Raw genomic sequence first — 26,488 nt, 5'->3', positions numbered from 1 at the left:
TGCCTACTCGTCGCGGCCCTTGCTGCGCACGGCGCGCTGCAACTCGCGATCGGAATCACGCTCGCGCTGGGTATCGCGCTTGTCGTATTCCTTCTTGCCCTTGCCCAGGGCAATCTCGCACTTGATCAAGTGCTTGCTCCAGTACATCGACAAGGCCACGCAGGTATAGCCCTTCTGCTGTACGCCCACGAACAGGCGCTCCAGCTCGCGGCGATTGAGCAGCAGTTTACGGGTACGGGTCGGGTCGGCGATCACGTGGGTGCTGGCCGCGGTCAGGGGGGTGATATGGCAACCCATCAGCCATGCTTCACCGTCCTTGAGCAGCACGTAGCTGTCCACAAGATGCGCCTTGCCGGCACGCAGACTTTTTACTTCCCAACCGGACAGGACCAATCCGGCCTCGAACTTGTGCTCGATGAAGTAATCGTGACGCGCCTTTTTATTCTGCGCGATGGTCCCTGTCGGATGCTTCTTTTGTTTAGCCATAGGGGCGGCATTATAGGCAGTCGTCGCGCTGTCGGCTACGGGGTAGCGGTACGCTTGAGCCGTTGGAGTGAATCCCGGACAATACGCGCTGTTTTTCCTCTTGATGCGCTATGTGGCGCCCCTCGGCATTCGCATCGTGTTTACCGCTCAGCTTTGGAAGTGACGCCTGGATGACTACCCATATTCAACGTTCGGCACTGTTGCCGTACCCCGCTCAGGCGCTGTATGACCTGGTGAATGACGTCGCCCGCTATTCGGAATTTCTGCCGTGGTGCTCCTCCAGCACGGTGCTGGAGCAGAGCGAGACCCTGATGCGTGCGCGAGTCGAGGCGGCCAAGGGCGGCATGAGCCAGAGTTTTGTAACGCGAAATGAGTTGGTGCCTGGGCAGTCCATCGAGATGAACCTTGAGGAGGGGCCGTTCAATCAGCTGCACGGGCTGTGGACGTTCAAGGCACTCGGCGACAAGGCCTGCAAGATCAGCCTGGACCTGTCGTTCGATTACGCCGGGCCGCTGGTGCGCGCCACCCTGGGGCCGATCTTCAACCAGGCGGCCAACACCCTGGTGGATGCGTTCTGCCAGCGGGCCAAGCAACTCAATGGCTGAGCCGATGCTGCCCATCGAAGTGGTCTACGCCACCGCCGAGCAGCAGCTGTTGCTGGCGCTGGAGGTGCCAGCGGGTACGTCGGTGAGCGAGGCGGTACGCTTGTCGGGCATCGCCGGGCAGTTGCCGGGGGTGTCGATCGGGGATTGCCCGATGGGTATCTTTGGCAAGGTGGTTGCGTCGCAGCATCCGGTCGAGGCGGGTGATCGGATCGAGCTGTATCGGCCGCTGCTGATCGACCCCAAGGAGGTGCGCAAACAGCGCGCGGCCAAGGTAGCCAGGGTGTTCAAGAAGGCCAAGCGGTGAAACGCCGCGCAATAAAAAGCCCGGAATGATCCGGGCTTTTTATTGCCTGCGCCTTGCTTACTGCGGCGAGGTGTCCAGCGGTTCCGGCACTGGAACCGGGATGACTTCGATGGTATCGACGTCGCGCTGGATCGTGTCTTCCAGCGAGCCAGGCTTGGCGGGGGCTTCCTGCTTGGCAGGTGTCTCGCCTTCGGCAGGGCTGACAGTGGTGCCCGCTGCACCGCCAAGGATTTCCTGATCGCGGCTCACGCCCGGCATGAAGTCACCCGACAGGCTGGCGAGCTGGTCGTTCTCGTTGAAGAACACGCTCATCCGTTCCTGCTGGCGCTCGCCCCCACCTGGTTGCAGACTGTACAGGTAGTCCCAACGGTTGGTGTGGAAGGTGTCCTGGATCAGAGGGTTTCCCATGATAAACCGTACTTGCCGGCGGGTCATTCCCGGCCGCAATTGGTCTATCATGTCCTGCGTGACGACATTGCCCTGCTGGATGTCGATTTTGTAAACCCCGGGGAACGAGCAACCGGCGAGTGCGAGCAGTCCCACAAAGGTGAGGCTGGTTAGCAAGAGCTTGGTGTTTTGCATCGGTGGGCGACTTCCACTATCTTGGCTGGACAACGTAAACCCCGATCATACCCGTATTCAGAGAAGCTGCGAAGCAGCATCGGCGAGAAAGCTGACCATGGTTGAAAATAGCGAATTACGCAAAGCCGGTCTCAAGGTGACCCTGCCTCGAGTCAAGATTCTACAGATGCTCGACTCCACCGAGCAGCGCCACATGAGTGCTGAAGACGTCTACAAGGCGTTGATGGAGGCAGGCGAGGACGTCGGTCTGGCCACGGTTTACCGTGTTCTGACCCAGTTCGAGGCGGCAGGTCTTGTCGTTCGTCACAACTTCGACGGCGGTCATGCAGTGTTTGAACTGGCCGACGGCGGCCACCACGACCATATGGTCAACGTGGAGTCTGGCGAAGTCATCGAGTTCTTCGATGCCGAAATTGAAAAGCGCCAGAAGGAAATCGTGCTGGAGCACGGCTACGAGTTGGTAGATCACAATCTCGTGCTGTACGTGCGCAAGAAAAAGTAAGCACTTTGCTTTGAATTGCACGGCATTGAAGGCGACCCTGGGGTCGCCTTCGTGCTTTGTGGGGGCTGTAATGTTGTACGCCGGCAAAGCCGGCTCCTGCGGGGGCAGTCAGGCTTTGCTGGTGACGACCATCTTTCTGGCATGCGCCAGCGATTCCTTGGTCAGGTCGATGCCGCCCAGCATGCGCGCCACCTCTTCGACCCGCTCGCGTTTGCCCAGGCTCGCTACCGCCGTATGGGTCGCATCGCTGTTGCGCACCTTGTGCACGAACAGGTGATGGTGGCCCTGCGCGGCAACCTGCGGCAGGTGGGTGACCGTCAATACCTGCCCACGCTCGCCCAGGCGACGCAACAGCTGCCCCACGATTTCCGCAGTCGGGCCGCCGATACCCACGTCGACTTCGTCGAACACCAGGGTCGGAATGCGCGAGGTCTGAGCGGTAATGACCTGGATCGCCAGGCTGATCCGTGACAACTCACCACCGGAAGCCACCTTGGCTAGTGCCTTGAGCGGTTGGCCAGGGTTGGCGCTGACCAGCAGTTCGACCTGCTCCAGGCCCTGGGGCAACAAGTCTTCGCCACTGTTGGGGCGAAGTTCGATGCTGAAGCGTCCGCCAGGCATGCCCAGGCGCTGAATCTCAAGCTCCACCGCGCCAGCCAGCTGGGTCGCGGCCTGCTGGCGCAGGCGGCTAAGCTCAGAGGCCTTTTCCTGGTAATGGCGGGCAAAGGCGGCAAGTTCGTCACCCAGTCGGGCAATGGACTCGTCGTTGGCGTTGAGGCCTTCGAGCTCCTCCATCAAGCGTTGCTGCAGGTCGGCCAGCTCGCTGGGGTGCACGCGGTGTTTGCGCGCCAGGGTGTACAGGGCGTCGAGACGTTCTTCCAGCTGCTGCAGCCGCGCGGGGTCGGCGTCGAAATGGTCGAGAAAGCGGTTGAGCTCGCCCACTGCTTCTTCTACCTGAATCTGCGCACTGGCGATCATGTTGGCCGCCTCGGCCAGCGCCTTGGGGGCATTCTGTACGGCGGTCAGGCGATTGAGGCTGACGGTCAGCGCACTGAGCACATTGCCCGAGTCGCTCTCGCTGCAATGGTCGATGACCTGGCGGCAGATACCGAACAGGGCCTCTGCATTGGTCAGGTTCTTGTGTTCCTGTTCCAGCAGCTCAAGTTCGTTTTCGCCCAGGTTGAGGTTTTCCAGCTCTTCGAGCTGATAGCTGAGCAACTGGTGCTGCGCGCGCTGTTCGTCCCCGGAATTGCTCAGCCGCTCGAGCTCCTGGCGGGTCTGCCGCCAGCGCTGCGCCGCCAGTTGCACCTGGCGTGCAAGGTCGGTGGCGCCGGCGTATTCGTCGAGCAGGCGGCGATGGGTGTCGGTCTTCAGCAGCGACTGGTGTTCGTGCTGGCTGTGGATGTCGATCAGCAGCTCGCCCAGGGCCTTGAGGTCGCCCAGCGGGCAAGGCGTGCCGTTTATATAGCCGCGGCTGCGGCCTTCGGCGGTGATCACCCGACGCAGTATGCACGGGCCGTCGGTGTCCAGGTCGCGCTCGGCCAGCCAGGTACGGGCCTCGGGAATGTCGCCCAGGTCGAAGGTGGCCAGGATGTCGGCCTTGTCTGCCCCGGGGCGCACCACGCCGCTGTCGGCGCGATCACCCAGGGTGAGGCCGAGGGCATCGAGCATGATCGATTTGCCGGCCCCGGTTTCACCGGTGATGACGCTCATCCCGCGGGCGAGTTCGAGGTCCAGGTGTTCGACGATGGCGTAGTTGTGTACGGAAAGATGCACCAGCATTGGGGCGGCTCCCAGGCGTAAGGTCTGGTTATTTATACAGTGTTTTGAAATCGCCTGACAATGCTTGTGCTTAGTTTGATTCGGTTGCTCGGTGAGGGTTTTGATCGCAAGGGGTTATGAGGGTAATGCTGCGGACTGTTCATCAGCCCTTGAAGCTGCATTTTCAGACCCCATATAGCCGGCAGACGTGCGAGTAAGTTCGCTGACGAAATTGCAAAGGAGAGATTTTATGGCTGACGAACAGACGCTGGATGAACAGAATCTGAACGCCGAGGCGGCCGGCGATGAGCTGAGCACGCGCGTGCAGGTGCTCGAAGAGCAACTGGCGGCGGCCCAGGATCAATCCCTGCGCACCGCCGCAGACCTTCAGAACGTGCGCCGTCGCGCCGAGCAGGATGTCGAGAAGGCGCACAAGTTCGCCCTTGAGAAATTCGCTGGTGACCTGTTGCCGGTGATCGACAGCCTTGAGCGCGGCCTGGAGCTGTCCAGCGCCGAAGACGAGAGCATCCGCCCGATGCGTGAAGGCATCGAGCTGACCCTGAAGATGTTCCACGACACCCTCAAGCGCTACAACCTCGAGGCGATCGACCCGCACGGCGAACCATTCAACGCCGAACTGCACCAGGCCATGGCCATGCAGGAGAGTGCGGACGTCGAGCCCAACAGCGTGCTCAAGGTGTTCCAGAAGGGCTACCAGCTCAATGGGCGTCTGCTGCGCCCGGCCATGGTCGTGGTCAGCAAGGCTCCGGCTCCGGTTTCGCCCTCTATTGACGAGAAGGCTTGAAATTAGCCTGGCGGCCCCCATTTAAGTGTCAAGCGTTTAAGTGCTACCGCAGTTGGCAACCACCGCTGCGGCAACCAAATCCAAAGTTTCGGGAGAGTTAACATGGGCAAAATTATCGGTATCGACCTGGGGACCACCAACTCCTGTGTCTCCATTCTGGAAAACGGCAACGTCAAGGTCATCGAGAACGCCGAAGGCGCTCGTACCACCCCTTCGATCATTGCCTACGCCAATGACGGCGAGATCCTGGTCGGCCAGTCGGCCAAGCGTCAGGCGGTGACCAACCCGCACAACACCCTGTACGCGGTAAAGCGTCTGATCGGCCGTCGTTTTGACGAAGAAGTCGTTCAGAAAGACATCCAGATGGTCCCTTACAAGATCGTCAAGGCTGACAACAACGACGCCTGGGTGGAAGTGAACGGCCAGAAGATGGCTCCGCCTCAGATCTCGGCCGAAATTCTGAAAAAGATGAAGAAAACCGCCGAAGACTATCTCGGCGAGGCAGTGACCGAAGCGGTCATCACCGTACCTGCCTACTTCAACGACAGCCAGCGTCAGGCTACCAAGGACGCCGGTCGCATTGCCGGTCTGGACGTCAAGCGCATCATCAACGAACCGACCGCAGCCGCACTGGCCTACGGTATGGACAAGGCCAAGGGTGATCACACCGTGATCGTCTACGACCTGGGTGGCGGTACCTTCGACGTGTCGGTGATCGAGATCGCTGAAGTCGACGGCGAGCACCAGTTCGAAGTACTGGCTACCAACGGCGACACCTTCCTGGGTGGTGAAGACTTCGACATTCGTCTGATCGACTACCTCGTCGACGAATTCAAGAAAGAAAGCGGCATGAACCTCAAGGGTGACCCGCTGGCCATGCAGCGCCTGAAAGAAGCTGCCGAAAAAGCCAAGATCGAGCTGTCCTCGAGCCAGCAGACCGACGTGAACCTGCCGTACATCACTGCAGACGCCACCGGTCCTAAGCACCTGAACGTGAAGATTTCCCGCGCCAAGCTGGAATCGCTGGTCGAAGACCTGGTTCAGCGCACCATCGAGCCATGCCGCATCGCGCTGAAAGACGCCGGTATCGACGTGAGCAAGATCAACGACGTGATCCTGGTCGGCGGTCAGACCCGTATGCCACTGGTGCAGAAGCTGGTGACCGACTTCTTCGGCAAGGAAGCACGTAAGGACGTGAACCCTGACGAAGCTGTCGCCATGGGTGCTGCCATTCAGGGCGCCGTACTGGCTGGTGACGTGAAAGACGTGCTGCTGCTGGACGTCAGCCCGCTGACCCTGGGTATCGAAACCATGGGTGGCGTGATGACTGCGCTGATCGAGAAGAACACCACCATCCCGACCAAGAAGTCGCAGGTGTTCTCGACGGCCGACGACAACCAGGGCGCCGTGACCATTCACGTGCTGCAGGGCGAGCGCAAGCAAGCCGCGCAGAACAAGTCGCTGGGTAAATTCGACCTGGCCGAGATTCCGCCAGCACCACGTGGCGTACCGCAAATCGAAGTGACCTTCGATATCGACGCCAACGGCATCCTGCACGTAGGTGCCAAGGACAAGGCGACCGGCAAGCAGCAGTCGATCGTGATCAAGGCCAACTCGGGTCTGTCCGAGGAAGAAATTCAGCAGATGGTGCGTGACGCTGAAGTCAACGCCGAGGAAGACCGCAAGTTCGAAGAGCTGGCCGCTGCCCGCAACCAGGGTGACGCGCTGGTTCACTCGACCCGCAAGATGGTCGCCGACGCCGGTGACAAGGTAACCGCGGACGAGAAGGCTGCTATCGAAGCTGCCGTTGTCGCCCTGGAAGCCGCTGTCAAAGGCGACGACAAGGCTGCCATCGAAGCCAAGGTCGAAGAGCTGTCGAAGGTCTCCGCGCCAGTGGCTCAGAAGATGTACGCCGAGCAGGCCGAACAGCCTCAGGGCGGTGCTCAGCCAGAAGCTGAAGAGCCCAAGCACGACGACGTGGTCGACGCTGAGTTCGAAGAAGTAAAAGACAACAAGTAATAGCTACAGGTTGTCGCCCGGTTGACTGCTGTTCGGCAGTGACTGGTAGGATGTCGCCGCGCGGGGGCTTGCTCCCGCGTTGGCGTGTCTGGAATACCCGAATTTTTACAGCATTCGAGCGTGCTTGAATGCTGGCGGCACAGCGCGGTATGCGCCGAGGTATGCCGAACGTCCTCAAGAGTGCAAAGAATTATGGCAAAGCGTGACTATTACGAGGTTCTGGGAGTCGAGCGCGGCTCGAGCGAGGCCGACCTGAAGAAGGCCTATCGTCGCCTGGCGATGAAGCACCACCCGGACCGTAATCCTGATGACAAGGCCTCGGAAGAGCTGTTCAAGGAAGCCAACGAGGCTTACGAAGTGCTCTCCGATGCCAGCAAGCGTGCTGCGTATGATCAGTATGGCCATGCCGGTGTCGACCCGAGCATGGGTGGCGGCGGTGCCGGTTTCGGTGGCGCCAACTTCTCCGACATCTTCGGTGATGTGTTCAGCGACTTCTTCGGCGGTGGCCGGGGCGGTGGTCGCGGTGGCGCTCAGCGTGGCAGCGACCTGCGCTACACCCTCGAGCTGAACCTGGAAGAGGCCGTGCGCGGCACCACGGTCAACATCCGTGTGCCGACGCTGGTCAACTGTGCGCCGTGCGATGGCTCGGGTGCCAAGAAGGGCTCGTCGCCTTCGACCTGCCCGACCTGCGGCGGTATTGGCCAGGTGCGCATGCAGCAGGGCTTCTTCTCGGTGCAGCAGACCTGCCCGCGCTGTCACGGCCAGGGCAAGATCATCACCGACCCGTGCGATTCGTGCCATGGCGAAGGCCGTGTCGAAGAGTACAAGACCCTCTCGGTCAAGGTGCCGGCCGGCGTCGATACCGGTGACCGCATTCGCCTGTCGGGCGAAGGCGAGGCAGGTTCCCAGGGTGGCCCGACCGGCGACCTGTACGTGGTGATCAATGTGCGCGAGCACCCGATCTTCCAGCGCGACGGCAAGCACCTGTACTGCGAAGTGCCGATCAGCTACACCGATGCGGCGCTGGGTGGCGAGCTGGAAGTGCCGACCCTCGATGGCCGGGTCAAGCTGAAGATCCCCGAGGGGACCCAGACCGGCAAGCAGTTCCGTCTGCGCGGCAAGGGCGTTGCGCCGGTGCGTGGCGGTGGTGCGGGCGACCTGATGTGCCGGGTGGCGGTAGAAACGCCGGTCAACCTGAGCCGTCGTCAGCGTGAGCTGCTCGAAGAGTTGCGTGTTTCGCTGGATGGCGACAGCTGCCATTCTCCCAAGGCCAATGGCTGGTTCGAAGGCGTGAAGCGCTTCTTCGGCGATCTGTAAGAAGGAACAGGGCATGCGACGTATAGCGGTAATGGGCGCGGCAGGGCGGATGGGCAAGACCCTGATCGAGGCAGTGCAGCAGACGCCGGGGGCGGGCCTGACCGCCGCCGTGGATCGTCCGGACAGCACGCTGGTCGGGGCTGACGCCGGCGAGCTGGCGGCGCTGGGGCGTATTGGTGTGCCGCTGTCGGGTGATCTGGATCGGGTGGTCGACGAGTTCGATGTGCTGATCGACTTCACCCATCCTTCGGTGACTTTGAAGAACCTGGCGTTCTGCCGCAAGGCGGGCAAGGCGATGGTCATCGGCACCACCGGTTTCAGTGTTGAAGAGAAGCAACTGCTGGCCGAGGCGGGCAAGGACATCCCTATCGTGTTTGCCGCCAACTTCAGCGTTGGCGTCAACCTCAGCCTGAAGCTGCTGGACATGGCGGCGCGCGTGCTGGGCGACGATGTGGACATCGAGATCATCGAGGCTCATCACCGTCACAAGGTGGATGCGCCGTCGGGTACCGCGCTGCGCATGGGCGAGGTGGTGGCCAATGCACTTGGTCGTGACCTGCAGGAAGTGGCCGTGTATGGCCGGGAAGGCCAGACCGGCGCGCGGGACCGCAAGACCATCGGCTTTGCCACCGTGCGTGCCGGCGACGTGGTGGGTGACCATACCGTGCTGTTCGCCGCTGACGGCGAGCGCCTGGAGATCACCCACAAGGCCTCCAGCCGCATGACCTTCGCCAAGGGTGCGGTACGTGCCGCGCTGTGGCTGGATGGGCGTGCGCCGGGCCTGTACGACATGCAGGACGTGCTCGACCTGCGTTGATCGCTGCACCAGGGGCTGCCATGCGGCCCCTTCGCCGGCCTCCCTGGCCGAGCGTTTGAAACAAGCGACTTTCTGTCGCATTCCCATGCCTTTCAGGCACATCAGTGGTAGACCGAAAAAGCCTTTTTCTGTAAGCTACAGCTTTAGTGTGTCCACTAAAAGCGCGCAGATAATTCGACGAAGAAAGCGGGGTGACGTGTCTATACGTCATTCCGCTTTTTTGCAACCTGCGATCGCCCCTTCAGGCTTTATTTTTGGGAGGTCTTCTTGACTAAGCCAGCCATACTCGCCCTTGCCGATGGCAGCATTTTTCGCGGTGAGGCCATTGGAGCCGACGGTCAGACCGTTGGTGAGGTGGTGTTCAACACCGCAATGACCGGCTATCAGGAAATCCTGACTGACCCTTCTTACTCGCAGCAGATCGTTACCCTGACCTACCCGCACATCGGCAACACCGGCACCACGCCGGAAGACGCCGAGTCCGATCGGGTCTGGTCGGCCGGCCTGGTCATCCGTGACCTGCCGCTGATCGCCAGCAACTGGCGCAACACGATGTCGCTGTCCGATTACCTCAAGGCCAACAATGTGGTGGCCATTGCCGGTATCGACACCCGTCGCCTGACCCGCATCCTGCGTGAGAAGGGCGCGCAGAACGGCTGCATCCTGGCTGGCGACAACATTTCTGAAGAGGCGGCCATCGCAGCCGCGCGCGGCTTCCCGGGCCTGAAGGGCATGGACCTGGCCAAGGTCGTCAGCACCAAGAGCCGCTACGAGTGGCGCTCCAGCGTGTGGAACCTGAAGACCGACAGCCACCCGACCATCGACGCCGCCGAGCTGCCGTACCACGTCGTGGCCTACGACTATGGCGTCAAGCTGAACATCCTGCGCATGCTGGTCGAGCGCGGCTGCCGCGTCACCGTGGTGCCGGCGCAAACCCCGGCCAGCGAAGTGCTCGCGCTCAATCCCGATGGCGTGTTCCTGTCCAACGGCCCGGGCGACCCCGAGCCTTGCGACTACGCGATCCAGGCGATCCGCGAAATCCTCGAAACCGAAGTGCCGGTGTTCGGTATCTGCCTGGGCCACCAGCTGCTGGCCCTGGCCTCCGGTGCCAAGACCGTCAAGATGGGTCATGGTCACCACGGTGCCAACCACCCGGTCCAGGACCTGGACACCGGCGTGGTGATGATCACCAGCCAGAACCATGGTTTCGCGGTAGATGAAGCGACCCTGCCAGGCAACGTGCGCGCCATCCACAAGTCGCTGTTCGACGGTACCCTGCAGGGCATCGAACGCACCGACAAGAGCGCCTTCAGCTTCCAGGGTCACCCTGAGGCGAGCCCGGGCCCGACCGACGTCGCGCCACTGTTTGATCGTTTCATCGATGCCATGGCCAAGCGCCGCTGAGCACCCCCGGAGGCAGCCCTGAACCGGCACAGGCCGCGTTCAGGCGCTCCTCGAGTGGATTGTTCGACACAGCTTGCCCACTGACCCGCGGATTTGAGTGACAACCCATGCCAAAACGTACAGACATCAAAAGCATCCTGATTCTCGGCGCCGGCCCGATCGTGATCGGCCAGGCCTGCGAATTCGACTACTCCGGCGCCCAGGCCTGCAAGGCCCTGCGCGAGGAGGGTTTTCGCGTCATCCTGGTGAACTCCAACCCGGCCACCATCATGACCGACCCGGCCATGGCCGACGCCACCTACATCGAGCCGATCAAGTGGCAGTCGGTGGCCAAGATCATCGAGAAGGAGCGCCCTGACGCGCTGCTGCCGACCATGGGCGGCCAGACCGCGCTGAACTGCGCACTGGACCTGGAGCGCGAAGGCGTCCTGGAAAAATTCGGCGTGGAAATGATCGGTGCCAACGCCGACACCATCGACAAGGCCGAAGACCGCTCGCGTTTCGACAAGGCCATGAAGGCCATCGGCCTGGAATGCCCGCGCTCGGGTATCGCCCACAGCATGGAAGAGGCCAATGCGGTGCTCGAGAAGCTGGGCTTCCCGTGCATCATCCGTCCGTCCTTCACCATGGGCGGCACTGGTGGCGGCATCGCCTACAACCGTGAAGAATTCGAAGAAATCTGCGCCCGTGGTCTGGACCTGTCGCCAACCAAGGAACTGCTGATCGATGAATCGCTGATCGGCTGGAAAGAGTACGAGATGGAAGTGGTCCGCGACAAAAAGGACAACTGCATCATTGTCTGCTCCATCGAGAACTTCGACCCGATGGGCGTGCACACCGGTGACTCGATCACCGTCGCACCGGCACAGACCCTGACCGACAAGGAATACCAGATCATGCGCAACGCCTCGCTGGCGGTGCTGCGTGAAATCGGTGTCGAAACCGGCGGCTCCAACGTGCAGTTCGGTATCTGCCCGGACACTGGCCGCATGGTCGTGATCGAGATGAACCCGCGGGTTTCGCGTTCCTCGGCCCTGGCCTCGAAAGCCACCGGCTTCCCGATCGCCAAGATCGCCGCCAAGCTGGCTGTTGGCTACACCCTCGACGAACTGCAGAACGACATCACCGGTGGTCGCACGCCGGCCTCGTTCGAGCCGTCGATCGACTACGTCGTCACCAAGCTGCCACGCTTTGCCTTCGAAAAATTCCCGAAAGCCGATGCCCGCCTGACCACCCAGATGAAATCCGTGGGTGAAGTCATGGCTATCGGCCGCACCTTCCAGGAGTCGCTGCAGAAAGCCCTGCGCGGCCTGGAAGTCGGTGTATGCGGGCTGGACCCGAAAGTCGACCTGGCCAGCCCGGAAGCTGCCAGCATCCTCAAGCGCGAGCTGACCGTGCCGGGCGCCGAGCGTATCTGGTACGTGGCCGACGCCATGCGTTCGGGCATGAGCGTGGATGAAATCTTCGCCCTGACCATGATCGACCGCTGGTTCCTGGTGCAGATGGAAGACCTGATCAAGGAAGAAGAGAAGGTCAAGACCCTGGGCCTGGCCGATATCGACAAGGCACTGATGCTGCGCCTCAAGCGCAAGGGCTTCTCTGACCAGCGCCTGGCCAAGCTGCTGGGCATCACCGACAAGAACCTGCGTCGTCACCGCCACAAGCTCGAGATCTTCCCGGTCTACAAGCGCGTCGATACCTGCGCAGCCGAGTTCGCCACCGACACCGCCTATCTGTACTCCACCTACGAGGAAGAGTGCGAGGCCAACCCGTCGACCCGCGACAAGATCATGATCCTGGGTGGCGGCCCCAACCGTATCGGCCAGGGCATCGAGTTCGACTACTGCTGCGTCCATGCGGCACTGGCCCTGCGTGAAGACGGCTACGAGACCATCATGGTCAACTGCAACCCGGAGACCGTCTCCACCGACTACGATACCTCCGACCGCCTGTACTTCGAGCCGCTGACCCTGGAAGACGTGCTGGAAGTGGTGCGTGTCGAGAAGCCGAAGGGCGTCATCGTGCACTACGGCGGCCAGACTCCGCTGAAACTGGCCCGTGCCCTGGAAGAAGCCGGCGTACCGATCATCGGTACCAGCCCGGACTCCATCGACCGCGCCGAAGACCGTGAGCGCTTCCAGCAGATGGTTCAGCGCCTGAACCTGCTGCAGCCGCCAAACGCCACCGTGCGCAGCGAAGACGAAGCGATTCGTGCCGCCGGCGTCATCGGTTACCCGCTGGTGGTGCGCCCGTCCTACGTACTGGGCGGCCGTGCGATGGAGATTGTCTACGAACTGGACGAACTCAAGCGCTACCTGCGTGAAGCGGTGCAGGTGTCCAACGACAGCCCTGTGCTGCTGGACCACTTCCTCAACTGCGCCATCGAGATGGACGTGGATGCGGTCTGCGACGGCACCGACGTGGTGATCGGCGCGATCATGCAGCACATCGAGCAGGCCGGTGTTCACTCCGGTGACTCGGCATGCTCGCTGCCGCCGTACTCGCTGCCTGCCCACGTGCAGGACGAAGTGCGCGACCAGGTCAAGAAGATGGCACTGGAGCTGGGCGTTGTCGGCCTGATGAACGTGCAGCTGGCGCTGCAGGGCGACAAGATCTACGTGATCGAGGTCAACCCGCGTGCTTCGCGTACCGTACCGTTCGTGTCCAAGTGCATCGGCACCTCGCTGGCGATGATTGCGGCTCGCGTCATGGCCGGCAAGACCCTGAAAGAGATCGGTTTCACCCAGGAAATCATTCCGAACTTCTACAGCGTGAAGGAAGCGGTGTTCCCGTTCGCGAAGTTCCCGGGCGTCGATCCGATCCTCGGCCCTGAAATGAAGTCCACCGGTGAAGTCATGGGTGTCGGCGACACCTTCGGCGAAGCCTTCGCCAAGGCCCAGATGGGCGCCAGCGAAGTGCTGCCGACCGGCGGCACCGCGTTCATCAGCGTGCGTGACGACGACAAGCCGCAGGTGGCTGGCGTTGCCCGCGACCTGATCAACCTGGGCTTCGAAGTGGTTGCCACGGCCGGTACCGCCAAGATCATCGAGGCGGCAGGCCTGAAAGTGCGTCGCGTGAACAAGGTGACCGAAGGTCGTCCGCACGTGGTCGACATGATCAAGAACGACGAAGTGTCGCTGATCATCAACACCACCGAAGGTCGCCAGTCGATTGCCGACTCCTACTCGATTCGTCGCAATGCGTTGCAGCACAAGATCTACTGCACCACGACCATTGCGGCCGGTGAAGCCATCTGCGAAGCGCTGAAGTTCGGTCCGGAAAAAACCGTACGTCGCTTGCAGGATCTGCATGCAGGACTCAAAGCATGAGTATTACCAAATACCCGATGACCGTTCAGGGCGCTCGCGCCCTGGAGGAAGAGCATCTCTTCCTGAGCAAGACCGAACGCCCGCGCCTGAGCCAGGCGATTGGCGAAGCCCGTGAGCTGGGCGATCTCAAGGAAAACGCCGAGTACCACGCTGCCCGTGAAGAACAGGGCATGGTCGAGGCGCGTATCCGCGATATCGAAGGCCGCCTGCAGAATGCGGTAGTGATCGACGTTACCACCATTGCCCACACGGGCAAGGTGATCTTCGGTACCACCGTGAACCTTGAAAACACCGAAACCGGCGATCAGGTGACCTACCAGATCGTTGGTGAGGACGAGGCGGACGTCAAGAACGGCAAGCTCTCGGTCGGTGCTCCGATCGCCCGCGCCATCATCGGCAAGGAAGAGGGTGACACTGTGGTGATCAAGACGCCGAGCGGCACAGTCGAGTACGAGATTGTCGAAGTCCGTCACATTTGATCGCCCGCGCGGCTTTGCCGCGTCGGCAGTGATCTGGCAGCTGGCCCAGGTGCTCTGGGTCGGCGGCGTGTGGATGCTGCATTTTGCGGTACTGCCGGTGCTGGGCCAGATTGGCCTGGCGCCGCTGTTGATCGAAGATTTTGGCGTGCTGGCCGCGTCGCTGCTGGTCGCCTTTGCGGCGGCGGGCTGCGGCGTGCAGGTGCTGGTGCTGATTCAGGCCGAAGGGATGGCCAGCCTGTGGCGAGACATGCGTGGGCAACTGCTGCTGATGGCAGTGGCGGCGTGCGTGATGTATTTCGTCTTGCGGGTTGGCGGGGCGGGGCAGTTGCGTTGGCAGCTGTTCTGCTACCTGGTGCTGGGCCTCAGCGGTTTGCTGCTGGTGCTGCAGCCGCCGCCGGGCAGGGCGCGCAAGGCGCGCCACTGAACGGCGCGAACATCACTTGTAGCGGTGGATGTTCGACAGTTGCTTGTTGGGCTGCGGGTTGCGGCGATAGATCAGTGCCTTCTTGCCGATGGTCTGCACCAGTTCGGCGCGACCGGCCTTGCACAGTGCGGCAATGGCGGCGGCACGTTCTTCGCGGTCTTCCGAGCGGATCTCTACCTTGATCAGTTCGTGATCGGCCAGGGCGCGCTCGAGTTCGGCGATAACCCCTTCAGTCAGGCCGTTGCCTGCCACAATCAGAACTGGTTTCAGGTCGTGGCCAATGGATTTGTACTGTTTCTTCTGCTCGTTATTGAGCGGCATAATCTGACCCTTTGTCTAGATTCTGTAAAAATGGCGGCCATTTTACCCGAGGGCCCGTGGATCCGCCCAGTTAATCACGACCCTTATCATCGAGGTGCCCAGTGGCGCGTTCCAAGACAAGCCTTGGCTGGCTGAAAGAACACTTCAACGATCCTTACGTCAAAAAGGCGCAAAAGGACGGATATCGCTCGCGCGCGAGCTACAAATTGCTCGAAATCCAGGAAAAGTACCGTTTGATCCGCCCGGGCATGAGCGTGATCGATCTGGGCGCGGCGCCCGGTGGCTGGTCGCAGGTGACCAGTCGTCTGATTGGCGGTCAGGGGCGTCTGATCGCCTCTGACATCCTCGAAATGGACAGTATTCCCGACGTTACCTTCATCCAGGGCGACTTTACCCAGGATGAAGTGCTCGCGCAGATTCTCGAGGCGGTCGGTAATTCGCACGTAGACCTTGTGATTTCCGATATGGCCCCCAATATGAGTGGTACGCCCGCTGTGGATATGCCCAAGGCCATGTTCCTGTGCGAGCTGGCCCTTGATCTGGCGACCCGGGTACTCAAGCCGGGTGGCGATTTTCTGATCAAGATCTTTCAGGGCGAGGGGTTTGACGTCTACCTCAAGGACGCCCGCAAGAAATTCGACAAGGTGCAGATGCTCAAGCCCGATTCTTCACGCGATCGCTCCCGCGAGCAGTACATGCTGGGGCGTGGCTACAAGGGCGAGTAGGGCTTCAGGCCGGCAGCTTCCAGGGTATCCGATAGCTATTTCCAATCGGATGTCCTGCCTGACCTGGATGAACATCGTGTAGTCTAGGTTTCACAAAGGGTTACAGACGGCGCCTGCAGACATGTAGGTAATGTAGTAAGTTAAGCCGGTGATTATCATGCGAGGCACGGCTGCGCCTAAGGCCTGCCTCAGAGGGTAGCTAATTGAACGACATGGCAAAGAATCTGATCCTGTGGTTGATCATCGCCGCGGTCCTGGTGACCGTGATGAACAACTTCTCCAGCCCGAACGAGCCGCAGACCCTCAACTATTCCGACTTCATTCAGCAGGTCAAGGATGGCAAGGTCGAGCGTGTGACGGTCGACGGTGCAGTCATCATTGGTAAGCGTACCGACGGCGACAGCTTCAAGACCGTGCGTCCCGCGATCGCCGACAACGGCCTGATCGGCGACCTGGTCGACAACCACGTCGTGGTCGAAGGCAAGCAGCCTGAACAACAAAGCATCTGGACCCAGTTGCTGGTCGCCAGCTTCCCGATCCTGGTCATCATCGCCGTGTTCATGTTCTTCATGCGCCAGATGCAGGGCGGTGCCGGTGGCAAGGGTGGGCCGATGAGTTTCGGCAAGAGCAAGGCGCGCCTGCTCTCCGAAGACCAGGTCAAGACCACCCTGGCCGACGTCGCAGGTTGCGACGAAGCCAAGGAAGAGGTTGGCGAGCTGGTCGAGTTCCTGCGGGATCCAGGCAAGTTCCAGCGCCTGGGCGGTCGTATTCCGCGCGGCGTGCTGATGGTCGGCCCGCCCGGTACCGGTAAGACCCTGCTGGCCAAGGCCATTGCGGGTGAGGCCAAGGTGCCGTTCTTCACCATTTCCGGTTCCGACTTCGTCGAAATGTTCGTGGGTGTCGGTGCCAGCCGTGTACGTGACATGTTCGAGCAGGCCAAGAAGCACGCACCGTGCATCATCTTCATCGACGAAATCGACGCCGTCGGTCGCCACCGTGGCGCCGGCATGGGCGGTGGTCATGACGAGCGCGAGCAGACCCTCAACCAGTTGCTGGTGGAGATGGACGGCTTCGAAATGAACGACGGCATCATCGTGATCGCCGCTACCAACCGTCCGGACGTGCTTGACCCTGCGTTGCTGCGTCCAGGCCGTTTCGACCGCCAAGTGGTCGTGGGCCTGCCCGACATCCGTGGTCGCGAGCAGATTCTCAAGGTGCACATGCGCAAGACGCCGATCGGCGACAACGTGAACCCTGCCGTGATCGCCCGTGGTACGCCCGGCTTCTCCGGTGCCGACCTGGCCAACCTGGTCAACGAGGCGTCGCTGTTCGCTGCGCGCGGCGGCAAGCGTGTGGTCGAGATGAAGGAGTTCGAGCTGGCCAAGGACAAGATCATGATGGGCGCCGAGCGCAAGTCGATGGTCATGTCCGAGAAAGAGAAGCAGAACACCGCTTACCACGAGGCGGGTCACGCCATCGTCGGTCGCGTGGTGCCCGAGCACGACCCGGTGTACAAGGTCTCGATCATTCCGCGCGGTCGCGCCTTGGGCGTCACGATGTTCCTGCCGGAAGAGGACCGCTACAGCCTGTCCAAGCGTGCGCTGATCAGTCAGATCTGCTCGTTGTACGGTGGTCGTATCGCGGAGGAAATGACCCTTGGCTTCGATGGCGTTACCACGGGTGCCTCCAACGACATCATGCGAGCCAGCCAGATCGCTCGCAACATGGTCACCAAGTGGGGCTTGTCGGAAAAACTCGGCCCGCTGATGTACGCCGAAGAAGAAGGCGAGGTGTTTCTGGGCCGCAGTGCCGGTTCCCAGCACGCCAGCGTTTCGGGCGAGACGGCCAAGTTGATCGACTCCGAGGTGCGCAGCATCATCGACCAGTGCTATGCCACTGCCAAGCAGATCCTCACCGAAAACCGTGACAAGCTCGACGCCATGGCCGATGCGCTGATGAAGTACGAGACCATCGATGCCGACCAGATCGACGACATCATGGCCGGTCGCGAGCCGCGTGAGCCACGTGACTGGGAAGGTGGTTCGGGCACTTCGGGCACCTCTGCCACGCAAGGTGATCGCCCCGAGTCCCCGATCGGTGGTCCGGCGGCGCAGCTCTAAGGGTTGACATGACTTCACAGCAGTACCCAACCCGGTTGCCTTGCGGCAACCGGGTTCTCGACCTTTCCCGTACCCATGTGATGGGTATCCTCAACATAACCCCTGATTCCTTCTCGGACGGCGGTCGCTTCACTCAGCGTGATGCGGCCTTGCGCCATGCCGAAGCGATGGTGGCGGCCGGTGCTACGCTTGTCGATGTCGGTGGGGAGTCCACCCGGCCAGGTGCACGCGTGGTCACTGCTCTCGAAGAGCTCGAGCGGGTTGCACCCATTGTCGAAGCGATCAGTCGCGAGCTGGATGTCATCATCTCGGTCGATACCTCGACGCCGGCGGTGATCCGCGAGACTGCCCGCCTGGGCGCGGGGCTGATCAACGATGTGCGCTCGCTGACCCGCGATGGCGCCCTGGATGCCGCTGCAGCCACCGGTTTGCCGGTCTGCCTTATGCACATGCGCGGCGAGCCCGGCGACATGCAGAACAACCCGCACTACGACGATGTGACCGTCGAGGTGGCGATGTTTCTCGAGCAGCGCATGGCAGCCTGTGCTTCGGTGGGTATCGGCGCCGAAAAGATTGTGCTCGATCCGGGCTTTGGTTTTGCCAAGACGCTTGCGCACAACCTCAGCCTGTTCAAGCATATGCAGGACCTTTATCGCCTGGGCCGTCCCCTCCTGGTGGGCGTTTCGCGCAAGAGCATGATCGGCCTGGCGCTGGAGCGTCCGGTCGGTGAGCGGCTTTATGGCAGCCTGGCGCTTGCTGCGCTGGCGATGACCCGGGGTGCGAGCATCCTGCGGGTTCACGATGTTGCCGAGACCGTCGACGTGGTACGGATGATTGCAGCGGTTGAAGCCGCCGAATAAGAGTGACGGAGCATTTCACGATGAGCAGAAAATATTTTGGTACCGACGGCATTCGTGGCCGTGTCGGCGAATACCCGATCACGCCGGATTTCATGCTCAAGCTCGGCTGGGCCGCAGGCATGGCCTTTCGCAAGCTCGGCGCCTGCCGGGTGCTCGTAGGCAAGGACACGCGTATCTCCGGCTACATGTTCGAGTCGGCCCTTGAGGCCGGTCTGTCGGCGGCGGGCGCAGATGTGCTGCTGCTCGGCCCGATGCCGACGCCGGCCATCGCCTACCTGACCCGCACCTTCCATGCCGAAGCCGGGATCGTCATCAGTGCGTCGCACAATCCGCATGACGACAACGGCATCAAGTTCTTCTCCGGTCAGGGCGCCAAGCTGCCCGACGATGTGGAGCAGATGATCGAGGAGTTGCTCGACAAGCCCATGACCGTGGTCGAGTCGAGCAAGCTGGGCAAGGTGTCGCGCATCAACGACGCGGCCGGCCGCTACATCGAGTTCTGCAAGAGCAGCGTGCCGACCAGTACCGATTTCGCCGGCCTCAAGCTGGTGGTCGACTGCGCCCACGGCGCCACGTACAAGGTGGCCCCCAGCGTGTTTCGCGAGCTCGGCGCCGATGTCACGGTGCTGGCAGCGCAGCCGGATGGCCTCAACATCAACGAGAACTGCGGTTCGACCCATATCGAGTCGCTTCAGGCGGCGGTGCTGGTAGGGCATGCCGACCTGGGGATCGCGTTCGACGGTGACGGTGACCGGGTGCTGATGGTCGACCATACCGGCGCGATCGTCGATGGTGACGAATTGCTGTTCATCATTGCCCGTGACCTCCAGGAGCGTGGCAAGCTCAATGGTGGCGTTGTGGGTACGCTGATGAGCAACCTGGGCCTCGAACTGGCCTTGCAGGAGCTCTCGATACCGTTTGTGCGTGCCAAGGTGGGTGACCGCTATGTGATGGCCGAACTGCTGGAGCGCGACTGGAACATCGGCGGCGAGAATTCCGGGCACGTGGTGTGCTTCAGTCATACCACCACAGGGGATGCGATCATCGCTGCCCTGCAGGTGCTGATGGCGCTCAAGCGTCGCGGTGAAACCCTGGCTCAGGCCCGTCAGGCGCTGCGCAAGTGCCCGCAGGTGCTGATCAATGTTCGCTTTGGCGAGAGCAAGGTAGACCCTGTCGAGCACCCGGCGGTCAAGCAGGCCTGCGAGCGGGTCACCGAGGCCATGGCGGGTCGTGGTCGCGTGCTGCTGCGCAAGTCCGGCACAGAGCCACTGGTGCGTGTGATGGTCGAAGGTGATGACGAAAGTCAGGTGCGCGGCTACGCCGAGGAACTGGCAAAGCTGGTAACTGAAGTTTGCGCCTGATTAGCGCTTGCCAGTGGTGATCGGGTTGGGTAACATCTGCGCCCACTTTGACCGACGAGGTACAGCATGCGTCGCCCTATGGTAGCTGGTAACTGGAAGATGCACGGTACCCGCGCCAGCGTCGCTGAGCTGATCAAGGGCTTGAGCAATCTAGCCCTGCCGAGCGGTGTTGAAGTCGCGGTGTTCCCGCCCTGCCTGTACATCAATCAAGCGATTGAAGGGTTGCAGGGCAAGTCGATAGCCGTGGGTGCTCAGGATTCTGCGGTAGAGCCCCAGCAAGGCGCGCTGACCGGTGAGGTTGCTCCGAGTCAGCTGGTCGATGCGGGATGTGAGCTGGTGCTGATCGGGCACTCGGAGCGTCGCCAGATACTGGGCGAAAGCGACGAAGTACTGAATCGCAAGTTCGCTGCGGCTCAGGCTTGCGGATTGAAGCCTGTGCTCTGTGTGGGGGAAACCCTGGAGGAGCGCGAAGCTGGCAAGACGCTTGAGGTTGTAGGGCGTCAGTTGAGCAGCATCATCGAAGCATTCGGTGTTGAGGCCTTCGCCAGTGCAATCATTGCCTATGAGCCTGTATGGGCCATCGGCACCGGCCTCACGGCCAGCCCGCAACAGGCTCAGGATGTGCACAAGGCCATTCGCGAGCAACTGGCGGCAAAGAATTCAGAGGTCGCGATGAATGTGCGGCTTCTATACGGCGGCAGCGTGAAGGCGGCCAATGCGGCTGAGCTGTTCGGCATGCCGGATATCGATGGGGGGCTCATTGGTGGAGCTTCCCTGAACGCAGACGAATTCGGTGCAATTTGTCGCGCCGCAGGAAACTGAAAAATGCTGGAAACAGTCGTAGTAGTTTTTCATCTGTTGGGCGCACTGGGTTTGGTAGTGCTGGTGTTGCTGCAACAGGGTAAAGGTGCGGAAGCAGGTGCATCTTTCGGCGCAGGGGCTTCAAATACTGTGTTCGGAAGCCAAGGTTCTGCTACCTTTCTTAGTAAGTTTACTGCTATACTTGCCGCCAGTTTCTTCATAACCGCCCTAGGGTTAGGTTACTTTGCTAAAGAGAAAGCTCATCAGCTGACTCAGGTAGGGCTTCCAGATCCAGCGGTACTTGAAGTGAAGCAGCAAAAACCGGCAACAGATGATGTACCGGTGCTCCAGGAGCAACAGGCACCCGCCAGCAACACCGGCGATGTACCTCCAGCTCAAGAGCAGAAGTAACGGGTTTCAAAGTAGTATTGCCGAGGTGGTGGAATTGGTAGACACGCAACCTTGAGGTGGTTGTGCCCATAGGGTGTAGGGGTTCGAGTCCCCTTCTCGGTACCAATTGAAACAAGACAGCCCGCTACAGCGGGCTTTCTTGTAGGTGGAGGTTAGATTGACCCCTCGCGGGGTTCGGTCGTATACTTTCGCCCCAGCTTTGACGCGGGGTGGAGCAGTCTGGTAGCTCGTCGGGCTCATAACCCGAAGGTCGTTGGTTCAAATCCAGCCCCCGCAACCAGTTTCAGCAGAGCCCCTTTTCAGGGGCTTTTTGTTAGCTGATCAGTTCTCAGCGCCGGTATTCACCCGGCGTATCAGGGATGGGCGCTTCGCCCATTTTTTATTTGCATAGCATGCACAAGGGGGTTCAGGTGTCGAGCAAGCTAGAAGAGTTGCAGGCCTTGTTGGCCCCGGTGGTCGTGGCCCTAGGCTATGAATGCTGGGGTATCGAGTTTTCGGCTCAAGGCCGCCACTCAATGTTGCGCGTTTATATCGACAAAGAAGGCGGTGTGCTGGTGGATGACTGCGCCATCGTCAGCCGTCAGATCAGCGGCATTCTGGATGTCGAAGATCCCATTTCCGTTGAATACACCCTTGAAGTTTCCTCTCCTGGCATGGAACGCCCGCTGTTCACACTTGAACAGTTTGCAAAGTATGTCGGTGAGCAGGTGAAGATTAAACTGCGCTCGCCTTTCGAAGGTCGACGTAATTTTCAGGGCCTTCTGCGCGGTGTGGAAGAGCAGGATGTCGTGGTGCAGGTAGATGACCACGAATTCCTTCTGCCGATCGACATGATCGACAAGGCCAACATTATTCCCAGTTTTGACTGAGACATGCCGGGTCCGATAGTTCGTGCGGACCCAATGGCTTGCGAAAGGCGAGGCGTACGATGAGCAAAGAAGTACTGCTGGTTGTTGAGTCGGTATCCAATGAAAAGGGTGTACCGGCAGACGTGATTTTCGAAGCATTGGAAGTGGCCCTGGCCACTGCTACCAAGAAGCGTTTCGAAGATGAAGTCGACCTGCGTGTGGAGATCAACCGCCACACCGGTAACTACGAGACTTTCCGTCGCTGGACGGTGGTCGAGGAAGAGGATCTTGACGATCCTGCGATCGAAACCTGGCCAAGCAAGATTCAGGAAACCCATCCTGAAGCCAAGGTTGGCGATGTCATCGAAGAGAAGATCGAGTCCATCGAGTTCGGCCGCATCGCTGCACAGACCGCCAAGCAGGTCATCGTGCAGAAGGTCCGCGAAGCCGAGCGCGCACAGGTGGTCGATGCCTATCGCGAGCGTCTGGGCGAAATCATCTCGGGTACCGTCAAGAAGGTTACCCGTGACAACGTGATCGTCGACCTGGGCAACAACGCCGAAGCGCTGCTGGCCCGTGAAGACATCATCTCCCGCGAGACTTTCCGTGTCGGTGTGCGTGTACGTGCACTGCTCAAGGAAATCCGCACCGAAAACCGCGGCCCGCAGCTGATCCTGTCGCGTACCGCGCCCCAGATGCTGATCGAACTGTTCCGCATCGAAGTGCCGGAAATCGCCGAGGGCCTTATCGAGGTCATGGCGGCTTCCCGTGACCCGGGTTCTCGCGCCAAGATCGCTGTCCGCTCCAAGGACAAGCGCATCGACCCGCAAGGCGCCTGCATCGGTATGCGCGGTTCGCGCGTACAGGCAGTGTCTGGCGAGTTGGGCGGCGAGCGAGTGGATATCGTCCTGTGGGACGACAACCCGGCCCAGTTTGTCATCAACGCCATGTCGCCGGCAGAAGTCGCGGCGATCATCGTTGATGAAGATGCCCACGCGATGGACATCGCTGTAGCCGCGGACAACCTGGCGCAAGCCATTGGCCGTGGTGGTCAGAATGTACGTCTGGCCAGCCAGTTGACCGGCTGGACCCTGAACGTGATGACCGAGTCGGACATCCAGGCCAAGCAACAAGCTGAAACCGGCGACATTCTGCGTAACTTCATCGAAGAGCTGGAAGTCGACGAAGAGCTGGCGCAGGTTCTCGTTGACGAAGGTTTCACCAGCCTGGAAGAAATTGCCTACGTACCGCTGGAAGAAATGCTCAACATCGATGGCTTCGACGAGGAGATCGTCAACGAACTCCGCGCGCGTGCCAAGGACCGCCTGTTGACCAAAGCCATCGCTACTGAGGAAAAACTGGCAGACGCCCATCCGGCCGAAGACCTGCTCTCGCTTGAGGGTATGGACAAGGATCTGGCGGCGGAACTGGCGGTGCGCGGCGTGGTTACCCGCGAAGACCTGGCCGAGCAGTCGATTGATGACCTGCTCGACATCGACGGCATCGACGAAGAACGTGCCGGCAAGTTGATCATGGCCGCCCGAGCCCACTGGTTCGAGTAAGTAGGCTGGCCTGAGGAGAGAAGTGCATGACGCAAGTCACGGTGAAAGAATTGGCCCAAGAGGTCGCTGCACCGGTAGAGCGCCTGCTGCAGCAGATGCGTGAGGCAGGTCTGCCGCACACCGACGCCGGTCAGGTAGTGACCGACAGTGAGAAGCAGGCTCTGCTGACCCACTTGAAAAGCAGCCACAAGGCGAAGGTGGAAGAGCCGCGCAAGATTACCTTGCAGCGCAAGACCACCAGCACCCTGCGTGTTGCTGGTAGCAAGAGCATCAGCGTAGAAGTACGCAAGAAGAAAGTTTTCGTACAGCGCAGCCCCGAAGAAATCCAGGCTGAGCAGAATCGCGAGCTGGAAGAACGTCGTGCCGCTGAAAACGCAGCACGCGACAAGTCTGAAGCTGAAGCGCGTAAACGTGCCGAAGAATCCGCCAGCCGTCAGCCGGCCAGCGCACCTGCGCCAGCCGCTGCAGCACCAGCCGTGACGGCTGCGCCTGCAGCTGCCGAGCCGGTTGCAGCTCCGGCCCCGGGTGTCGAGCGCAAGAAAGCCGAAGACGCCCGTCGCAACGACAAGTCGCGTGACGACGACCGCCGTGGTGGCGAGCGCCGCAACGAGGCCCCGCGCGTATCGGTCAAGGTCAAGGAAAAGGAAAAGGCGCCAGCTCCACGTGCCGCCCCACGTACCACCGAAGAGGAAAGCGACAGCTTCCGCCGTGGTGGCCGTGGCAAGGGCAAGATGAAGAAGCGCAATGCCCACGGCTTCCAGAGCCCGACCGGTCCGGTTATCCGCGACGTGGCCATTGGCGAGACCATCACCGTTTCCGAGCTGGCACAGCAGATGTCGGTCAAGGCCGCTGAAGTCGTCAAGTTCATGTTCAAGATGGGTACTCCGGTCACCATCAACCAGGTGCTCGATCAGGAAACTGCTCAGCTGATCGCCGAAGAGCTGGGCCACAAGGTCACGCTGGTCAGCGACAACGCGCTGGAAGATTCCCTGGCCGAGTCCCTGAAGTTCGAAGGCGAGTCGTTCTCCCGTGCGCCGGTCGTGACCGTAATGGGCCACGTTGACCACGGTAAGACTTCCCTGCTCGACTACATCCGTCGTGCCAAGGTAGCTGCCGGCGAAGCCGGTGGTATCACCCAGCACATCGGTGCGTACCACGTGGAAACCGACCGTGGCATGGTCACCTTCCTCGACACCCCGGGTCACGCCGCGTTTACCGCAATGCGTGCCCGTGGTGCCAAGGCGACCGACATCGTGATCCTGGTGGTCGCGGCGGACGACGGCGTGATGCCGCAAACCCGTGAAGCGGTACAGCACGCCAAGGCGGCAGGTGTTCCACTGGTCGTTGCAGTGAACAAGATCGACAAGCCAGGTGCAGACCTGGACCGCATCCGCAACGAACTGGCCGTCGAAGGCGTGACCTCCGAGGACTGGGGTGGCGACACGCCATTCGTCAAGGTTTCGGCCAAGATGGGTACCGGCGTCGACGAACTGCTCGAAGCCGTTCTGCTGCAAGCCGAGATCCTCGAGCTCAAGGCCACCCCATCGGCCCCTGGCCGTGGTGTCGTGGTCGAGTCGCGCCTGGACAAGGGCCGTGGCCCGGTGGCTACCGTGCTGGTTCAGGACGGTACCCTGCGTCAGGGCGACATGGTGCTGTGCGGTTCGAACTACGGCCGTGTACGGGCCATGCTCGACGAGAACGGCAAGCCTGTTAAGGAAGCCGGCCCGTCGATCCCGGTCGAGATTCTCGGCCTGGATGGCACCCCGGATGCCGGTGACGAACTGAGCGTGGTTGCCGACGAGAAGAAAGCCCGTGAAGTGGCTCTGTTCCGTCAAGGCAAGTTCCGCGAAGTCAAACTGGCACGTGCCCACGCTGGCAAGCTCGAGAACATCTTCGAGAACATGGGCCAGGAAGAGAAGAAAACCCTCAACATCGTACTCAAGTCCGATGTGCGTGGTTCTCTGGAGGCCCTGCAGGGCTCCCTCAGCGGTCTTGGCAACGACGAAGTGCAGGTTCGCGTGATCGGCGGCGGTGTCGGTGGTATCACCGAGAGCGACGCCAACCTGGCCCTGGCTTCCAATGCAGTACTGTTCGGCTTCAACGTGCGTGCCGATGCCGGCGCGCGCAAGATCGTCGAGCAGGAAGGTCTGGATATGCGTTACTACAACGTGATCTACGACATCATTGAAGACGTCAAGAAAGCCCTGACCGGCATGCTCGGCAGCGATGTTCGCGAGAACATCCTGGGTATCGCCGAAGTGCGTGACGTGTTCCGTTCGCCGAAGTTCGGCGCCATCGCCGGCTGCATGGTCACCGAGGGTGTGGTTTACCGCAACCGTCCGATTCGCGTACTGCGCGACGACGTGGTGATCTTCGAAGGCGAACTGGAGTCGCTGCGTCGCTTCAAGGACGATGCGTCCGAAGTACGTGCCGGCATGGAGTGCGGTATTGGCGTCAAGAGCTACAACGACGTCAAGGTCGGCGACAAGATCGAAGTCTTCGAGAAAGTCCAAGTGGCTCGCACGCTCTAAGCCGCGAGCTTGGGAGCCGCAGATCGCCCGCCGCAAGGCGCAGGTCGGCGGCTCTGAACGCAACGCCCGGTCAGGCCCAAGCCTGGCCGGGCGTTTGCCGCTTTAGTTACAGGT

General features: G+C 61.0%; 24 protein-coding genes and 2 tRNA genes. 22 read left to right on the top strand and 4 right to left on the bottom strand.

Features of this window, described 5'->3' with window-relative positions:
- Positions 1-3: 3 nt before the first annotated feature.
- The gene (smpB, locus tag NP552_RS18270) at positions 4-486 is read right to left on the bottom strand and encodes an SsrA-binding protein SmpB (RefSeq protein ID WP_043863839.1); all 483 of its coding nucleotides are present in this window, start codon (positions 484-486) and stop codon (positions 4-6) included.
- 170 nt (positions 487-656) lie between these two features.
- Between smpB and NP552_RS18265 the strand changes: the two genes are divergently transcribed.
- Positions 657-1,091: a type II toxin-antitoxin system RatA family toxin gene (locus NP552_RS18265; protein ID WP_043863838.1), complete on the top strand. Its 435-nt coding sequence runs from the start codon at positions 657-659 to the stop codon at positions 1,089-1,091.
- Positions 1,084-1,395, top strand: a complete 312-nt coding sequence (locus NP552_RS18260; RefSeq protein WP_078481341.1) for an RnfH family protein — start codon at positions 1,084-1,086, stop codon at positions 1,393-1,395. Before NP552_RS18265 ends, NP552_RS18260 begins: the two co-directional genes overlap by 8 nt.
- Before the next feature lie 57 nt (positions 1,396-1,452).
- Here the strand turns inward: NP552_RS18260 and NP552_RS18255 are convergent, their stop codons facing one another.
- On the bottom strand, positions 1,453-1,977 hold the full coding sequence (locus tag NP552_RS18255) for an outer membrane protein assembly factor BamE (RefSeq protein ID WP_043863836.1): 525 nt from the start codon (positions 1,975-1,977) through the stop codon (positions 1,453-1,455).
- 97 nt (positions 1,978-2,074) lie between these two features.
- Here NP552_RS18255 and fur point away from each other — a divergent pair, with 97 nt between their 5' ends.
- A complete protein-coding gene (gene fur, locus NP552_RS18250; RefSeq protein WP_043863835.1) occupies positions 2,075-2,479 on the top strand; it encodes a ferric iron uptake transcriptional regulator in 405 nt (134 codons plus the stop codon).
- A gap of 108 nt (positions 2,480-2,587) precedes the next feature.
- On the opposite strand, the gene recN is transcribed toward fur, so the two are convergent.
- Positions 2,588-4,261, bottom strand: a complete 1,674-nt coding sequence (gene recN / locus NP552_RS18245; RefSeq protein WP_054916543.1) for a DNA repair protein RecN — start codon at positions 4,259-4,261, stop codon at positions 2,588-2,590.
- A gap of 229 nt (positions 4,262-4,490) precedes the next feature.
- Here recN and grpE point away from each other — a divergent pair, with 229 nt between their 5' ends.
- The 8 genes from grpE to NP552_RS18205 all read left to right on the top strand — a co-directional run bounded on the left by grpE (position 4,491) and on the right by NP552_RS18205 (position 14,834).
- Positions 4,491-5,045, top strand: a complete 555-nt coding sequence (grpE, locus tag NP552_RS18240; protein ID WP_043863833.1) for a nucleotide exchange factor GrpE — start codon at positions 4,491-4,493, stop codon at positions 5,043-5,045.
- A 102-nt stretch (positions 5,046-5,147) separates the two neighbouring features.
- On the top strand, positions 5,148-7,064 hold the full coding sequence (gene dnaK / locus NP552_RS18235) for a molecular chaperone DnaK (RefSeq protein WP_043863832.1): 1,917 nt from the start codon (positions 5,148-5,150) through the stop codon (positions 7,062-7,064).
- A gap of 192 nt (positions 7,065-7,256) precedes the next feature.
- Complete coding sequence (dnaJ, locus tag NP552_RS18230) at positions 7,257-8,381, top strand: molecular chaperone DnaJ (protein ID WP_043863831.1); 1,125 nt, start codon at positions 7,257-7,259, stop codon at positions 8,379-8,381.
- Between the two features lie 13 nt (positions 8,382-8,394).
- Positions 8,395-9,198, top strand: coding sequence for a 4-hydroxy-tetrahydrodipicolinate reductase (gene dapB, locus NP552_RS18225; RefSeq protein WP_043863830.1), 804 nt, complete (start codon positions 8,395-8,397; stop codon positions 9,196-9,198).
- A gap of 267 nt (positions 9,199-9,465) precedes the next feature.
- Positions 9,466-10,602, top strand: coding sequence for a glutamine-hydrolyzing carbamoyl-phosphate synthase small subunit (gene carA / locus NP552_RS18220; RefSeq protein ID WP_043863829.1), 1,137 nt, complete (start codon positions 9,466-9,468; stop codon positions 10,600-10,602).
- Positions 10,603-10,709: 107 nt separating this feature from the next.
- The gene (gene carB, locus NP552_RS18215) at positions 10,710-13,931 is read left to right on the top strand and encodes a carbamoyl-phosphate synthase large subunit (protein ID WP_043863828.1); all 3,222 of its coding nucleotides are present in this window, start codon (positions 10,710-10,712) and stop codon (positions 13,929-13,931) included.
- A complete protein-coding gene (gene greA, locus NP552_RS18210; RefSeq protein ID WP_078481340.1) occupies positions 13,928-14,410 on the top strand; it encodes a transcription elongation factor GreA in 483 nt (160 codons plus the stop codon). The genes carB and greA overlap by 4 nt, the downstream gene beginning before the upstream one ends.
- Before the next feature lie 28 nt (positions 14,411-14,438).
- Positions 14,439-14,834, top strand: a complete 396-nt coding sequence (locus NP552_RS18205) for an MFS transporter (protein ID WP_104571925.1) — start codon at positions 14,439-14,441, stop codon at positions 14,832-14,834.
- A 12-nt stretch (positions 14,835-14,846) separates the two neighbouring features.
- On the opposite strand, the gene yhbY is transcribed toward NP552_RS18205, so the two are convergent.
- Positions 14,847-15,155, bottom strand: a complete 309-nt coding sequence (yhbY, locus tag NP552_RS18200) for a ribosome assembly RNA-binding protein YhbY (RefSeq protein WP_038606752.1) — start codon at positions 15,153-15,155, stop codon at positions 14,847-14,849.
- 101 nt (positions 15,156-15,256) lie between these two features.
- Between yhbY and rlmE the strand changes: the two genes are divergently transcribed.
- The 11 genes from rlmE to infB all read left to right on the top strand — a co-directional run bounded on the left by rlmE (position 15,257) and on the right by infB (position 26,374).
- Positions 15,257-15,880, top strand: coding sequence for a 23S rRNA (uridine(2552)-2'-O)-methyltransferase RlmE (gene rlmE / locus NP552_RS18195; protein WP_043863826.1), 624 nt, complete (start codon positions 15,257-15,259; stop codon positions 15,878-15,880).
- Positions 15,881-16,092: 212 nt separating this feature from the next.
- Positions 16,093-18,000: an ATP-dependent zinc metalloprotease FtsH gene (gene ftsH / locus NP552_RS18190; protein WP_043863825.1), complete on the top strand. Its 1,908-nt coding sequence runs from the start codon at positions 16,093-16,095 to the stop codon at positions 17,998-18,000.
- Between the two features lie 8 nt (positions 18,001-18,008).
- Positions 18,009-18,860, top strand: a complete 852-nt coding sequence (gene folP, locus NP552_RS18185) for a dihydropteroate synthase (protein WP_043863824.1) — start codon at positions 18,009-18,011, stop codon at positions 18,858-18,860.
- Positions 18,861-18,880: 20 nt separating this feature from the next.
- Positions 18,881-20,221, top strand: a complete 1,341-nt coding sequence (gene glmM / locus NP552_RS18180; protein WP_196932667.1) for a phosphoglucosamine mutase — start codon at positions 18,881-18,883, stop codon at positions 20,219-20,221.
- 66 nt (positions 20,222-20,287) lie between these two features.
- Positions 20,288-21,043: a triose-phosphate isomerase gene (gene tpiA / locus NP552_RS18175; protein WP_058540554.1), complete on the top strand. Its 756-nt coding sequence runs from the start codon at positions 20,288-20,290 to the stop codon at positions 21,041-21,043.
- 3 nt (positions 21,044-21,046) lie between these two features.
- Positions 21,047-21,433: a preprotein translocase subunit SecG gene (gene secG, locus NP552_RS18170; RefSeq protein ID WP_078481335.1), complete on the top strand. Its 387-nt coding sequence runs from the start codon at positions 21,047-21,049 to the stop codon at positions 21,431-21,433.
- 19 nt (positions 21,434-21,452) lie between these two features.
- A tRNA-Leu gene (locus NP552_RS18165) sits at positions 21,453-21,538 on the top strand.
- Between the two features lie 98 nt (positions 21,539-21,636).
- A tRNA-Met gene (locus NP552_RS18160) sits at positions 21,637-21,713 on the top strand.
- A gap of 130 nt (positions 21,714-21,843) precedes the next feature.
- Positions 21,844-22,302 carry a ribosome maturation factor RimP gene (rimP, locus tag NP552_RS18155; RefSeq protein WP_043863937.1) on the top strand — a complete coding sequence of 153 codons (459 nt, stop codon included), beginning with the start codon at positions 21,844-21,846 and terminating at the stop codon, positions 22,300-22,302.
- Between the two features lie 59 nt (positions 22,303-22,361).
- Entirely contained in the window at positions 22,362-23,843 is a 1,482-nt protein-coding gene (gene nusA / locus NP552_RS18150; protein ID WP_043863821.1) for a transcription termination factor NusA, read from the top strand.
- Positions 23,844-23,869: 26 nt separating this feature from the next.
- A complete protein-coding gene (infB, locus tag NP552_RS18145; RefSeq protein WP_043863820.1) occupies positions 23,870-26,374 on the top strand; it encodes a translation initiation factor IF-2 in 2,505 nt (834 codons plus the stop codon).
- The last annotated feature ends 114 nt before the right edge of the window (positions 26,375-26,488 follow it).

This window comes from Pseudomonas sp. 8209 (assembly GCF_028682105.1).
In the GTDB taxonomy this organism is placed as follows: domain Bacteria; phylum Pseudomonadota; class Gammaproteobacteria; order Pseudomonadales; family Pseudomonadaceae; genus Aquipseudomonas; species Aquipseudomonas palmensis.
The sequence above is the reverse complement of the archived record's forward strand: the minus strand, read 5'-3'. Positions and strand labels throughout refer to the sequence as shown.